The organism is Pseudidiomarina sp., from assembly GCF_048267825.1.
Taxonomy (GTDB): domain Bacteria; phylum Pseudomonadota; class Gammaproteobacteria; order Enterobacterales; family Alteromonadaceae; genus Pseudidiomarina.
Genome location: NZ_JBLWWR010000003.1, coordinates 76,092 through 88,688, shown reverse-complemented (window position 1 = coordinate 88,688; position 12,597 = coordinate 76,092). Strand labels below are relative to the sequence as shown.

Here is a 12,597-nt window from a genome sequence, read left to right as displayed (position 1 = left end):
ATTCAAATAACAAAAGGAGTTGTATTGTGCGTAAGCTACTAATCGTTATCAGTTTCATATTTTCAGCGTCGGCAATGGCTGGCGTTTCAGGATGGGTGCCTTTCGAACATGACAGCGGCCATATTCGTGTCAAAGTTCAAGTTGAAGGTGTTGAAGGCTGGGCCATTATGGATTCAGGCGCCAATATTAATGGGATTAATCAGGCGTTTATAGAAAAACATGGGCTTACTCCAAAGAAACACCGCGGTAAAATTAAAGTTCAAGGCGCACACGGTACGAAAGAGCGCATTGCTTACCGTGACGTTAAAACCGATATGTTCGGTCAAAGCCTGGCATTAGATTATGTTGAGCTCAATTTTGGCGGCGAAGATACGGCGATTATTTTAGGCTCGCCTGTACTTGAGCAATTCGTGTTGCAGTTCGATTACCCAAATAGTCGTATGCGGTTTATTGATCATGACTCGATTGATATGGCCAACGTTAAAAATCTACCCATGCGGCCTCGACGTGGCATTGGTGATCCGATTGTGAAAGTCGATTTAAATGGCGACACTGAGGTGTGGTTGATTCTCGATACCGGCAGTACCAGCGGCGTCTATTTAAGTCGTGAAGTGGCAGAGAATAACGGTTGGCTAACACAGTTCCCGTTAACACAGGGTATTTCACAAGGTGTGAATACAACAGGGAATGTCGAGTTTTTCCGCATTCCAACGTTAGGTTTTGGTCCATTTTTACTCGAGAATGTGGGCATTACGGTACCTGAAGCCGGCGTTAATGCGAAGTTCGGCGAGGCCGAAGCTGAGTTAAATAGCCGTGTTGGTAGCGTGCGTGTTGATGGCTTACTTGGTTATGATGTTCTGCAACACTTTATTTTAACCATTGACTATAAATTCGGTCGCGGACATATTCACGCAGAGTAAATAGATAAAGAGGAATGCTTATGCGCAGGCGCATCCTATCTTCGTTTGTTCTTCCCTTAACGTTGTTCGTTGGGGCAGCGCAAGGGCAAGAAGATGAAACAACTATCAATAGTTATGCGGCAGGTTATGTTGCGGGGTACACCTGCAGTGCCATATTTAATGCAAACAAGTCTGAGGACGCGATACGCGAGCACGAGCTCTCTGGTATTTATCCGCTGGTGGCCGATAAAGTTGCGGCAATGAAGGCTGGTATTGATCGTGAAAACAAGCTGGTGCGTGTGGCGTACGATGATGGTCAGCGTGAGCGAATTTCAGTATGGCGAGCACGTTTAGGCTGTGTCGATCTTCCGGTCGGAGCAACGGTAGCGGATGCCAATAAAGTATCGCGTCCGTTTGCAGAAAGCGCGCTGGAGAAAGACAATGGCGAACCGTGGCAGATTCGCCAACCGGTGAATGAGGTAACGGGTAATTTAGATCTTGATGACGTGATCAAAAAAGGATTTTCAAAGCATTATGGTGCGGGCGCACGTACCACAGCCATATTGATTGCAACCTCCGATAAAATCATAGCTGAGCATTACCTTGACGGCTTTTCGCCAGAAACTTCGCAGAGAACTTGGTCGGTTGCCAAGAGTATAGCGGCAAGCGTTGTTGGTGCAGTAGTATTGCATCGTGATGTGAAGGTCAACGCACCGGCAACCATCGGGAATTGGCAATCAATACTTGATCCGCGCCGCCATATTACGCTTGAACATTTGCTGCATATGGCTTCAGGTTTAGATAGTAATGCCGCTGGCAACCGCACCGATCGTGTATATATGGGTGGTGGACGTGTCGTAGATACGGCTGTAACGACGGCACTTGAAGTGCAACCGGGTTCGCGTTGGAAGTATGCGAATAACGATACGATGTTAGCGATGCGGGCGGTGCGAGAGAGTTTTGGCAATAGCGAAGACTTTCTAAAATTTCCCTATGAAGCGTTGCTTGACAAGATTGGTATGCAACACACCTTTCTTGAGACAGATTGGAATGATGATTTTATTATGTCATCACAGGTATGGACAACCGCGCGTGATCTAGCGCGATTGGGGGTGCTCCATCTACAGAACGGTATCTGGCAAGGTGAGCGCTTATTACCGGAAAACTGGTTAGCCTATATTAGTAAACCTGCGCCGGCGCAACCGAATGAAGGCGCGCCCGGTTATGGTGCGCAGTGGTGGCTGTACAATGAACGCTTCCCTGAACTCCCGAATGACACCATTGCCGCGCGTGGCAATCGTGGCCAATACCTCGTGATTATCCCGAGTAAAGACCTCGTTGTTGTGCGCCGTGGTTACGATATGGCTGGCCAGCAAGGGTTTAGTGAGCATGATTTTGTACGCGATGTTCTCGCGGCACTGGAAAAATAGCGTGAAAGTAGGGGTGTTTGATAGTGGGGTTGGCGGTTTAACTGTTGCGCGTTCATTACAGCAAAGTGGCTGTTTTAGTGAGCTGCTCTATTATGGCGATACCGCGCGTGTGCCGTATGGCAACAAAGATAAAAATACTGTGACACGCTATGCGCTTGAAGCGGTTGAGTTCTTTAATAGTACCGATGTTGATTGTTTAGTTGTGGCCTGTAACACCGTGAGTGTCACTGCACTGGCTGCAATGCAGCAACAGTCGAATAAACCCGTTTACGGTGTACTTGAACCGGGTGTACTCGCCTTGCAACAACTTGAAGGCATTGGTAAAGACGCACGCATATTAATTATCGCAACACGCTCAACGATTAACTCGGGGGCTTACCAGCAACGAATTCAAGCGTTGGGGTTTAACTGTGTTGACGCAATTGCTACACCATTATTTGTACCCATTGTCGAAGAAGCTCTCTTTGATGGCCCGATATTACGGGAAACCATGCATCATTATTTTTCAGCATTAGCAAAACCCGATGTTGTACTGCTGGGCTGTACGCATTTTCCGCTTATTGCATCGCAAATAGCTAATTATTTTGATGGAGCTAAAACGATTCATTCAGGGGAAGCGATGGTTGCGTGGCTAAAGCAGGAGCTTGGCCTAACCAATCATTTTTGCCAAACGCCGATTCAACTGTTAGCTTCAGAAAATGTTGAAGCCTTGCAGCGTACTGCAAAACACTGGGGCCTAAAGAATTAAATTTTTATTTTTTTAAGAAACATCCCGACAATTTCATCTTCGGATATTGGACGAGAGATAACAAAACCTTGAATGGTTTCACAATTGAATTTTCGCAGCACATCAATTGTGGCAATATCTTCAACCCCTTCCGCAGTGACCGATATGCCCAGCATATGAGCCAGCTCTATGGTGGAGCGCACAATCATATAGTTACGATCGTTTTCTGCAATATCAAACACATAGCTGCGGTCGAGCTTTATTTCAGCTACGGGGAATTTACTCAGGTAAGAAAGAGATGAGTTGCCTGTTCCGAAGTCATCGACCGAGCAGCTAATTCCAAGCTCGTTCATTTTACTCAGTACATACAATGCACGCTCTGAATCATCAATTAAGCCTGTTTCTGTGATTTCAAATTGTAAGCACTTCGGATCGATATCGGTCACAATATCTTGCACAAACCGTACAAAACCAAGCTCGGTTAGGTCACGTGTTGATACATTAACACTGATAACTATACCTTTTTGACATAGCTTATGGCGCTTCATCATGGCAATCGTTTCGGTAATAACCCAACGGGTAATTTGTGTAACAAGACCCGATTCTTCCATTAACGGAATAAATTTACTTGGCGGCACGACACCGAGTTTCGGGTGTTGCCAACGTAATAATGCTTCAGCACCGAGAATGGTGTTTGTTTCGAGCGTGAGCTTAGGTTGATAATGTAGGAAAAAATCACGGGTACCATATTGGTGAAAGTCTTTTAACAACCGTAAATCATCAGCGTTAGGCTCTAAACCTGGCGAGTATTCAACCCAAAGTTTATGGTCCTTTTGTGATACGGAGACTGCTGTTAAAGCCTGACGTAAGAGTTCTTGTGCATCGTTCGACTGGGTTACGCCGAAGTCCTTATGTCGAATCAGGCCAAAAGCAAGCAGTGGCTCGAAATCAATCGACTGAAATTCTAACGGTTGCATGGCGAGATCGATGATTGCCTCAGTGCTTAATTCAGAGTCCGCGACAGCAGCGAATAAGCCAACGCCGAAATGGGCCGCATATTTGAATCCCTGTTTTTTGAGCCGTTCCGAGAACTCAATCAGTAAGTCGGTAGTAATGTCATAGCCAAACACCGACGTAATGGAATCGATATTCGCAATGCGAATCACGATGACCGTGGGGTGGTCCTCAGGGTGCTCCTTAATTTGTTTATCCAACAACTCCGTAAAAGCAGGGCGATTATACAGCCCAGTTATTACTTCGTGTTTGGCCAAAAAGTGAAGACGTTTTTGCAGCACCTTGCGTGCATCAAGTTCTTGTTGAATTCGATAGGTTTTGCGCGCAACTTGCTTTTTTAGAACATAACTCCAGCCAAAACCCGCCGCAGCAATGCAAACGATGCCAAACAGCAGCCAACCGAGCGCTTTGATATTACTCGCAAGGGTACGTTCTTGCCATTCCAGTTGCGCCACCCACTTTTGGTAAACGTTTTGATAGGTGCCGTTGACTTGAACCATCGCAAGCTGTTTGTTGATAAGCGCTAATAGCTCTTTGTTTCCTTTACGTACACCAAATGCGTAAGACTGCGGCCAAAACGGTGGGCTAGAAAGTACGACTTGTAACTTATTATTGGTAATTAAATGACGGGATGTTGTCGTTACTTCGATACACGCGTCTGCGGTTCGGTTGTCGACCAACTGCAAGCAATGTAATTCATCGCTAGCGCTTAGTAATTCAAAGCTATAACCACTGTCACGGAGTTGTTGCTGGGCAAAGGCACCTGATGCCACGGCAACTTTTTTACCTGCAAGCTGCGTGTAATTACCATATTGAATACCGTCGGCTCGCGAAAAAATGCCGTGGGCAACGTAATAAAAGGGTTCAGAAAAATCGAAATATTCACTGCGTGCTTCAGAAGGGATTAGTGCGACAACGTCGGCTTGTCCCGTTCGGACAGCCTGCAGTGCTTCGTTCCAAGGCAACAGCGTTTGTGTAATTGAAAAACCACTTTCATTGGCAAGTGACTGTTCGAGTTCAACAATAAAACCTTGCGGCTGATTGTTTTCATCAAGCCATTGCAGCGGCGGGTAAAATTTAGACCCAACAAAAGTTAATTCTGCCGGTGCAGCAAAGGCGGCGAGAGGTAAGGCCCCACAGCACACAAGAAAACTGACGATTAAACGCTTACAGCACGTTGCCATTTCTTTGCCACTCAATAGTTGCTTAAGTTATTGGTTTAGAATGGCATAATCTTCAATAAAAGCAATTTTTAACAAAATTTATTCATTACTTGGAACGTTGTAGGCATGACTCTGATAGAGCCCGATGGAGCCAGACTGTTCACTAAATTGGATTCATCGCTTTAATAACGGGTTTGGTGTATAAAATAGCCGAAGCGAAATAGACTTAGTATGTGCAAATAGACCATGACAAAAAGTACAACGGGTATAAAACTTGTTGTAACTTGCTTTATTGTGCACTGAGGGTTCATATGAAAGCGAATAAAACAGGAATTGACAGAATAATTCATGCCACATTTAATTCAATGGGTGGACTAAGGTTGGCATGGAAATCTGAGGCTGCTGTTGATCGTGTTGGGCCTGAGTTGCATGAGCTAAGTGGGCGCGCGAAAGACATCGCTTCGGCGGCCGTGTTTTTTGCCTTGGTATTAATGGGAGTAGTATGGGGCTTAATTCTGATTTATTAACGCTAAATAGCGATAAAATTGTTTTACAAAAAGTATCTTTGAACGATGTTGGCTTTCTATTAGAGCTGCTGAACGACCCGGACTTTATTACTAATATTGGCGACCGTGGCGTTCGTACTAAAGAGCAGACGCAGGCCTACCTTGAGAAAGGCGTGCTCAATCAGCCTGATTATCTGGGGCTATGGGTGATTCGTGCTTTGGATAACAACCACCCGATGGGTGTTATTAGTGTATTGAAACGTGAATTTTTGGAACATATTGATTTGGGGTATGCCCTATTAAAAAGCGCCAGAGGGCAGGGTGTTGCCAGGCAGGCGGCATTCTTAATGCTCAACTATTTAACCGAACAGAAAGGGGTGGGGATTATTGATGCGATTGTGAATCCGAGCAATCAGGCTTCCATCAACCTACTGACTAAGCTCAACTTTGTAGATATCGGTTATGTTTGTAACCCTGAAAATGAGCGGCTAAAGCTGTACCGCTACCTAAATAACTAAATATATGGCACTCTTTGTCAAATACTTACAAAAACAATAAGAAAGAGGCAACCATGGTTCGGGGTTTGATTGTTTCCACGCGAATTGTTTCGCTTTTCGGCCGTATTGATATTACGGACACGAATGGTGCTCTGTGTTATTACGCAAAAGGTGAGTTTGCATTGCTACGGCGCCGCTGGCGAATTTTCAACGAAGCTGATCAAGAGCTCATGCAAATACACCATAAACGATTAGCCATTCGCCCAACATTTTTAGTAAGTGGGCAACTTGGCGATATGGTTTTGCAGCGGAAGTTCTTTTCGTTAAAACGCGAATACTGGGTTACCGGTGGCCCCTATGATGGTGCTGAATTTAAGGGAAATTTACTCGATTTAGCGTTTACGATTTATCATGACGATAAGTTACTTGCGAAAGCTTCGGAAAAATTAATTTCTATTCGTGACAAGCATCAGGTTGAGATGAAAACGAATGATTTAAATGATGAATTATTTACCGTAGCAGCAATTGTAGCTATGCAACTTGAAAAGAAAGCGTCGGATTAATTTATGAACAATATCTGCCTCGCTGTTTTATTGTTTTGTCTTGGAGGCCCAGTTATGGCAGAGCCCGCCGAAATTATGACCTTATTCATTGTTCGCCACGCGGAAAAGGTGCCCGATAAGCCCGATCCAGAATTGTCTGCGAGGGGACAACAGCGGGCGACTAATTTAGCGCACTTGCTACAGCATGTTAATTTGGCGCATGTCTATGCAACCAAATATCAGCGCGCACAACAGACCGCAAAGCCCACTGCCGAGATGTTCAATGTTGGAATCACAACGTATGCTGCTGGTGATAGCGAAGCCCTGATAAAGCGCGTAGTCGAGCAACAGCAAAACGCGTTGATTGTGGGGCATAGCAATACAGTGCCGCAACTGGTGCGATTAGCCGGTGGAAAAGCTGTTGAGCTAAGCGAGCAAGACTACGGTGATGTTTTTGTGCTGACCGTGGTTAATGGTCATGTAGTAACAACCCGTTTATCACTGCTCGGAGATTTGGTTGAGTAGGCGTTGGAATTCGGTGTTTTGCTGCAGGAGCTCAACACCCGCTCGAGTCAACTCATCAGCTTGCTCGTCGTTTAACGATAAGCTGGTAGGTATCTGATTAAAGAACACACGGCGTTGCTCTTGTTGGATACCGTCGAAGTTGATTTCTATAAAGAAAGGGTCTATCGGATCCCAATACGTAGAAAGCTCTTGCGACCAACGCTTCATGCTGCGGCGAATTAAACTGATGGTTGCCGAATTATAATGATGTACTTGCGTGTCGGTGACGGCGCTGATTATCGGTTCAATGTCAGCAATTTTGTTGGTGTGCTCAATGTTGTACCGCGGTTTGGTGGATGCGTTTACAGAAATAATGACAAGACGCTTTGATGGTTTACTGCCAATACGTTCCATAAAGTTAGCGATACCACCACCGATTTCGACTAATTCATAAAACGCCATTAACCCGAGGTTATCGGTAATGCCTCCGTCAACGAGATGAATAAACTGACGTTCATTTCGGTTTTTATAGCTGCGAAGCGCGTGCAACGTGTCAAGCAAGTGCGGTGACAACTTTGCTTCTTTAATTTGCTTTTCATCCAGTTCTTCCAGGTAATTTTGAGCTGAGTTATGGCAACCTTTATGGTTTTTCAAAACAACCGGATTGAGCATTAACGGTACGGCTGAAGAGGCTGTTACAGCCCGAGCGATTGGGTATGAGGCAATATTGGAGCACAGTAAATCAAAATACTCTTGCACAAAAGAGAAACGTACTCCGCCGCCAAGATCGGACGCATTGATAAGTATCAATGGGCCGTTACGCTGATTTAAGTCGGCAAAAGTTGCGCCTTTAAATAAGCGTTCTTCGTAAATGCGGGTGGCGATGTCAGTTCGCCCGTTTTTGGAAAACCAAAGTAGCGGACTGGCCACACCATCAAGCCATTCCGAAACGTAGTCACGGCGCAGAAAATCACCTTCAAAATCGGTGAATATTTTATCACCGTACAAGCCATAATAAGCAGCAGTGAAACTGCCACCTGAGACAGAGGTAATAAAATCAACCTCGTCTAAGAGTCGCACTTCACGATTGTCCAAATGAATTTTGGTATCACGTAAGCCTTCAAGAACACCATAAGACAGTGCAGCAGCACGACTGCCACCGCCCGAAAATGCAAGAACAATGGTGATGTCATCGGAACGCGAATGTTCAGCAGCGTAGTTGGCGAGTGAATAATTCTGCAGCGTAACGCTCTCAGTTTGCGATTGATTTTCGATAACACCATAAGTAGCACAGCCAGGAATACCAAGAAATATGAGTGCTATCAGTGCTGCATCTTTGAGTCGCATGTGCTTTCCTAAAAGACTAGAGTACGTTTAGTGTAAGGTTGCTTGATGAAATATTCCACCCAAGGTTCTTTGTATTGTAAGTTTTAAGTTGCGAATAATCTGCTTTCGTATATGTTTAGTGAAGTGTTAGTGTTTCGGGAGTTGATGTGTTCACCACGAAAGCGCGCAGAATTGCTTTTATTATCGCGGTGCTCAGTTCGTTACTGCTAGCGCTAACTGCGATAGAGTATTTTCACGTTCTGAATAAAGAGCGCGTTCGAGCGCAAAAACTTAGCGAGTTACAATCCCAATTTACCGCGCTGCGAGCTGATATTGAGTCTGAACTCAATGCCGCAATCTACGGGGCTTGGGGAGTAGCAAGTTATCTAACCGCCCACCCAGGTAGTGATGTTAATGATTGGTTAGTTCCTGCCCAAACCGTTGTTAATGACAACCCTATTATACGTAACCTTGCCATTGCACCAAATAATGTCATTTCATTTGTGTATCCGTTAACCGGGAATGAGATGATTATTGGCTATAACTACGAACAAATTCCTGACCAACGCGACGTTGTTCGACGCGCTCAAGAAACTCACAAAGCAATCTTGGCAGGCCCTGTTAACTTGCTGCAAGGCGGCGAGGGCGTTATCTATCGAATTCCAATTTTCAGTCATGAGAACGGCATAGATGAATATTGGGGTATTGTAGCCGTCGTAATTGAGATGGATAAGCTGTTTCACGCCGTTGGCATCGATGCGCTCATGGATAAATACGCTATAGCGTTGCAAGGGCGAGATGGTAAAGGCGCTGACGGCGACGTGTTTTGGGGTACTCCAGATGTTTTTGCTAACGCAGACTTCAAGGAACGGGTGCGTTTTCCAAACGGACATTGGTTGATTGCTTTGGCGACCGAGGCTAACCAAAACGGCGGGTTCTGGGAGCAGCAACGCGTGAGACTGATCGGATACCCTTATGTTGTTGCTTTATATATCATGCTGTTTACATTGTTTGTGTGGTACCGCACATCCTACGGCGAGGCTATGCTTGATCCACTTACGAATGTATCGAATCGCCGTATGGTTATGGAACGATTGCAAACCTTAGTTCATTTGTATGACCGGCACCCGACGCCGTTTGCCGTTGTGGTGATTGATATCGATCGGTTTAAGCGAATTAATGATGATTTTGGTCATCAAGCTGGCGATTTGGTGTTAAAATCCCTGGCGCAACGCATGCTGACCCACACGCGTGCCACCGACACCGTAGCACGTATTGGAGGTGATGAATTTTTGGTTGTGTTGATGGGTATCGATAACGAAAAGGTTGTCGCAGAACAATGTGAAAAATTAGCTGAAGTGATTGCTGCGCCAATTCGTTATAAATCAGAGGACATCAATGTATCCGCGAGTTTAGGTTATGCATTGTTCCCAGCCAACGGAAAAACGTTAGACGCACTGATTCACAGTGCTGATAGTAAGATGTATAAAAGTAAACGGAAATCATGAAGACACACCGCACTATAGCCGAATTGCTAGAAGTTATCCCAGATGCCGCGCTCATTATGAATCGTTGCAGCGAATTGGTTCTGGTAAACAGTATGCTCGTTACTATGTTTGGCTATCAGCAACGCCGCGACCTAGTGGGGCAAAGGCTCGATATTTTGTTACCTAATTCAGCTCATGCCGCTCATGAAAAGCACGTTGCAGCTTTTTTCAGTCGTGCTGAAAATCGGCCGATGGGTAAAGGGTTTGAGTTTTTGGGGCGGCGTAAAGACGGCAGCATGCTCCACGTGGAAATCATGTTAAGCCATGTTGAATTTGACGGCGAGCCGTTCGCGATTGCGTTTGTGCGTGATTCTACTTCAAGTAAACTCACTGAAGACAAAATTCGCCGTGAATTAGAGCAAGAGCGCGTGTTGGCGCTGACTGATCATTTGACAGGGCTTGCCAATCGACGCGCATTTGTTGAAGAATTAGAGCGCAATATTGAATTATTGCGCTCCCAAGAGCGACAGTTTGCCGTTTGTTTTATTGATTTAGACGACTTTAAGATCATTAATGACACCTATGGTCACGAAATCGGTGATGAAGTGTTGCAACAAGTTGCCTACGTGGTGAAGACAGGTTGTCGCGTGAGTGATTTGGTCGCCCGTGTTGGCGGCGATGAATTTGCTACAATCCACGCCGGTGCTACGCTTGAAGACGCTATGCATGTGCTTGAGCGTGTGCGCAAAATGTTAGTTCAGGAATTTGCAGAACATCATTGGCCTGTTACCCTTTCGATGGGCGTATGCCATTGTGGCGATGCGCATCTTAATTACGATGTAGCCAACATATTGCGAGTGGCCGACAAGGCTATGTATGAAGCGAAGCAGCGGGGCAAAAATCAGATTAAGATTGCGCGCGTTTCTGCTGGTTGAGATTGCCAATAAAGATAACTAAATTATCAATCGCCATTGGGCGGGCATACAGAAATCCCTGGAGTTCTTCACAACCGGCATTTATCAAATAATTGGCTTGTGCATGGGTTTCAACCCCCTCAGCGACGACTCGCAAATGTAGCGCCTTTGCCATGGCCAAAATGGTGCGGACCAGCTTGGCGTCCTGTTTATTTTGTACAATATCTCTGACAAAACTTTGATCAATTTTTACTTCTTGAATTGGCAGTAAGCGCAGCGTGTTGAGCGATGAATAGCCCGTGCCGAAATCATCTAGAGACACCTGCACGCCTTTCTTATTAAGCACACTCAGAACTTGTTTAACCCCTTCCAAATTCAACAATGCAGCACTTTCAGTCAGCTCCAGTTCAATGACTGACCAATCACCAGGTAACTCCGATAAGTTGGCAATAAAGCGGTCGCAGCTTTCATCACCGTTAAAGTCTGCCGCTGAAACGTTAAAGGAAACGCGTTGAATATCTCGATAGAGTAGGCCAGTTTCCATCAGTTCATGTATGGCGGTACGCATCACAAAGTCGGTAATGTTACAAATCAACCCATGTTGTTCAGCTAGCGGGATAAAATCACTTGGTGGAATTATACCGCGTTCGGGGTGATGCCAGCGAACGAGAACTTCAACGCCGGTCATGCGGTTTTCTTGAACACAAAACTGCGGTTGATAAACAACAGTGAGTTGCTTGTGGTCAAGTGCTAATTTTAAGTCGAGTAACAGTTTGGCTCGACTTGACATAACTTGGCTTAGTTCGGCGTTGAATAGCTTATAGCTGCCGCGACTGTTCGTTTTAGCTTCATCTAATGCAAGTGTTGATGCGTCGATTAGCTTCTCTGCGCTGCGGCCATCACGCGGATATAACGCAACGCCAGCGCTGGACGTGAAACTAAGTTCTGGAAGTTCAGGTACACGCAGTCGATTTATACGGCGCTGTATTTTTTGCAACAACGGCAGGCCATCATCAGGCCAACGTGCGTCAGGTAGGGCAAGTGCGAATTCATCGCCACCAAAGCGCGCAATTAACGCTTGTTGATGACACGACTCCCTTAATACGCCAGCAACTGCTATGAGAAATTTATCACCAGCTTCTAAATTGACATGGCTGTTGATTTGTTTGAAGCCATCAATATTGAAAATAATAACAATTAAATTTTGGTCGTTGTCGTCGGCGTAGGTCAGCTCGCTTTGCAGCTCACGTTCAAACATATGGCGATTCAACAATAGAGTTAAGCCATCGCGTTCCGATAAGTTACGCTCTCGCTGTAGCGCTCTGTGCGCAAGTATATAAAGCAAAAAAGCAGTAACTGTAACATAAGCCCAGCCTTTGTAGGTTTGCAGTTCGGTAAGATAGAGTGACTCAGCAGCTAGAGTTAAAACAAAGCGATCTGAAAAGCTAATCCAGAGATAGCCCAGAAAGAGGTAGAGAAACGCAATGGCGACGGCAGTTCGACGTGGCGACATAAACTGCTCCTTGTCAGGTTAACTCGCATAGTACTTAAAACGTACCGAAATGGGTAAATTTCACCTTAGCAAGGA

Annotated in this window: 12 protein-coding genes; 9 read left to right on the top strand and 3 right to left on the bottom strand. The window is 45.4% G+C overall.

What is annotated here, in order from left to right; genetic code table 11:
- The first annotated feature begins 26 nt into the window (after window positions 1-26).
- From ACN0UN_RS04595 to murI, 3 genes are read left to right on the top strand one after another with little or no spacing between them, the layout of a single operon-like run.
- On the top strand, window positions 27-920 hold the full coding sequence (locus tag ACN0UN_RS04595) for an aspartyl protease family protein (RefSeq protein WP_417658934.1): 894 nt from the start codon (window positions 27-29) through the stop codon (window positions 918-920).
- 20 nt (window positions 921-940) lie between these two features.
- On the top strand, window positions 941-2,329 hold the full coding sequence (locus ACN0UN_RS04590) for a serine hydrolase domain-containing protein (RefSeq protein ID WP_417658933.1): 1,389 nt from the start codon (window positions 941-943) through the stop codon (window positions 2,327-2,329).
- Window positions 2,289-3,077, top strand: a complete 789-nt coding sequence (gene murI, locus ACN0UN_RS04585) for a glutamate racemase (protein ID WP_417658932.1) — start codon at window positions 2,289-2,291, stop codon at window positions 3,075-3,077. The genes ACN0UN_RS04590 and murI overlap by 41 nt, the downstream gene beginning before the upstream one ends.
- On the opposite strand, the gene ACN0UN_RS04580 is transcribed toward murI, so the two are convergent.
- Window positions 3,074-5,254: an EAL domain-containing protein gene (locus tag ACN0UN_RS04580; protein ID WP_417658931.1), complete on the bottom strand. Its 2,181-nt coding sequence runs from the start codon at window positions 5,252-5,254 to the stop codon at window positions 3,074-3,076. The two genes, murI and ACN0UN_RS04580, sit on opposite strands and share 4 nt — an antisense overlap.
- Before the next feature lie 290 nt (window positions 5,255-5,544).
- On the opposite strand from ACN0UN_RS04580, the gene ACN0UN_RS04575 reads away from it, so the two are divergent.
- The 4 genes from ACN0UN_RS04575 to ACN0UN_RS04560 are packed head-to-tail and all read left to right on the top strand — an operon-like array spanning window position 5,545 to window position 7,303.
- Complete coding sequence (locus ACN0UN_RS04575) at window positions 5,545-5,760, top strand: diacylglycerol kinase (protein WP_417658930.1); 216 nt, start codon at window positions 5,545-5,547, stop codon at window positions 5,758-5,760.
- Window positions 5,736-6,257, top strand: coding sequence for a GNAT family N-acetyltransferase (locus tag ACN0UN_RS04570; protein WP_417658929.1), 522 nt, complete (start codon window positions 5,736-5,738; stop codon window positions 6,255-6,257). The genes ACN0UN_RS04575 and ACN0UN_RS04570 overlap by 25 nt, the downstream gene beginning before the upstream one ends.
- A 53-nt stretch (window positions 6,258-6,310) precedes the next feature.
- Window positions 6,311-6,799: an LURP-one-related family protein gene (locus tag ACN0UN_RS04565; protein WP_417658928.1), complete on the top strand. Its 489-nt coding sequence runs from the start codon at window positions 6,311-6,313 to the stop codon at window positions 6,797-6,799.
- A gap of 54 nt (window positions 6,800-6,853) precedes the next feature.
- Entirely contained in the window at window positions 6,854-7,303 is a 450-nt protein-coding gene (locus tag ACN0UN_RS04560; RefSeq protein WP_417658927.1) for a SixA phosphatase family protein, read from the top strand.
- Here ACN0UN_RS04560 and ACN0UN_RS04555 read toward each other — a convergent pair.
- Window positions 7,277-8,629, bottom strand: coding sequence for a patatin-like phospholipase family protein (locus ACN0UN_RS04555; RefSeq protein WP_417658926.1), 1,353 nt, complete (start codon window positions 8,627-8,629; stop codon window positions 7,277-7,279). The two genes, ACN0UN_RS04560 and ACN0UN_RS04555, sit on opposite strands and share 27 nt — an antisense overlap.
- A 146-nt stretch (window positions 8,630-8,775) precedes the next feature.
- Here ACN0UN_RS04555 and ACN0UN_RS04550 point away from each other — a divergent pair, with 146 nt between their 5' ends.
- Both ACN0UN_RS04550 and ACN0UN_RS04545 read left to right on the top strand, forming a co-directional pair.
- Window positions 8,776-10,116: a diguanylate cyclase domain-containing protein gene (locus ACN0UN_RS04550; protein WP_417658925.1), complete on the top strand. Its 1,341-nt coding sequence runs from the start codon at window positions 8,776-8,778 to the stop codon at window positions 10,114-10,116.
- Entirely contained in the window at window positions 10,113-11,030 is a 918-nt protein-coding gene (locus tag ACN0UN_RS04545; RefSeq protein WP_417658924.1) for a diguanylate cyclase, read from the top strand. The genes ACN0UN_RS04550 and ACN0UN_RS04545 overlap by 4 nt, the downstream gene beginning before the upstream one ends.
- Here ACN0UN_RS04545 and ACN0UN_RS04540 read toward each other — a convergent pair.
- Window positions 11,002-12,522, bottom strand: coding sequence for a putative bifunctional diguanylate cyclase/phosphodiesterase (locus ACN0UN_RS04540; protein WP_417658923.1), 1,521 nt, complete (start codon window positions 12,520-12,522; stop codon window positions 11,002-11,004). The two genes, ACN0UN_RS04545 and ACN0UN_RS04540, sit on opposite strands and share 29 nt — an antisense overlap.
- Window positions 12,523-12,597 lie beyond the last annotated feature (75 nt).

Coding starts and splice junctions, on each gene's coding strand:
- ACN0UN_RS04565 (WP_417658928.1), top strand. CDS start 6,311: ATGGTTCGGGGTTTGATTGTTTCCACGCGAATTGTTTCGCTTTTCGGC.
- ACN0UN_RS04540 (WP_417658923.1), bottom strand. CDS start 12,522: ATGTCGCCACGTCGAACTGCCGTCGCCATTGCGTTTCTCTACCTCTTT.
- ACN0UN_RS04555 (WP_417658926.1), bottom strand. CDS start 8,629: ATGCGACTCAAAGATGCAGCACTGATAGCACTCATATTTCTTGGTATT.
- ACN0UN_RS04570 (WP_417658929.1), top strand. CDS start 5,736: ATGGGGCTTAATTCTGATTTATTAACGCTAAATAGCGATAAAATTGTT.
- ACN0UN_RS04575 (WP_417658930.1), top strand. CDS start 5,545: ATGAAAGCGAATAAAACAGGAATTGACAGAATAATTCATGCCACATTT.
- murI (WP_417658932.1), top strand. CDS start 2,289: ATGATTTTGTACGCGATGTTCTCGCGGCACTGGAAAAATAGCGTGAAA.
- ACN0UN_RS04560 (WP_417658927.1), top strand. CDS start 6,854: ATGGCAGAGCCCGCCGAAATTATGACCTTATTCATTGTTCGCCACGCG.
- ACN0UN_RS04580 (WP_417658931.1), bottom strand. CDS start 5,254: ATGGCAACGTGCTGTAAGCGTTTAATCGTCAGTTTTCTTGTGTGCTGT.
- ACN0UN_RS04590 (WP_417658933.1), top strand. CDS start 941: ATGCGCAGGCGCATCCTATCTTCGTTTGTTCTTCCCTTAACGTTGTTC.
- ACN0UN_RS04545 (WP_417658924.1), top strand. CDS start 10,113: ATGAAGACACACCGCACTATAGCCGAATTGCTAGAAGTTATCCCAGAT.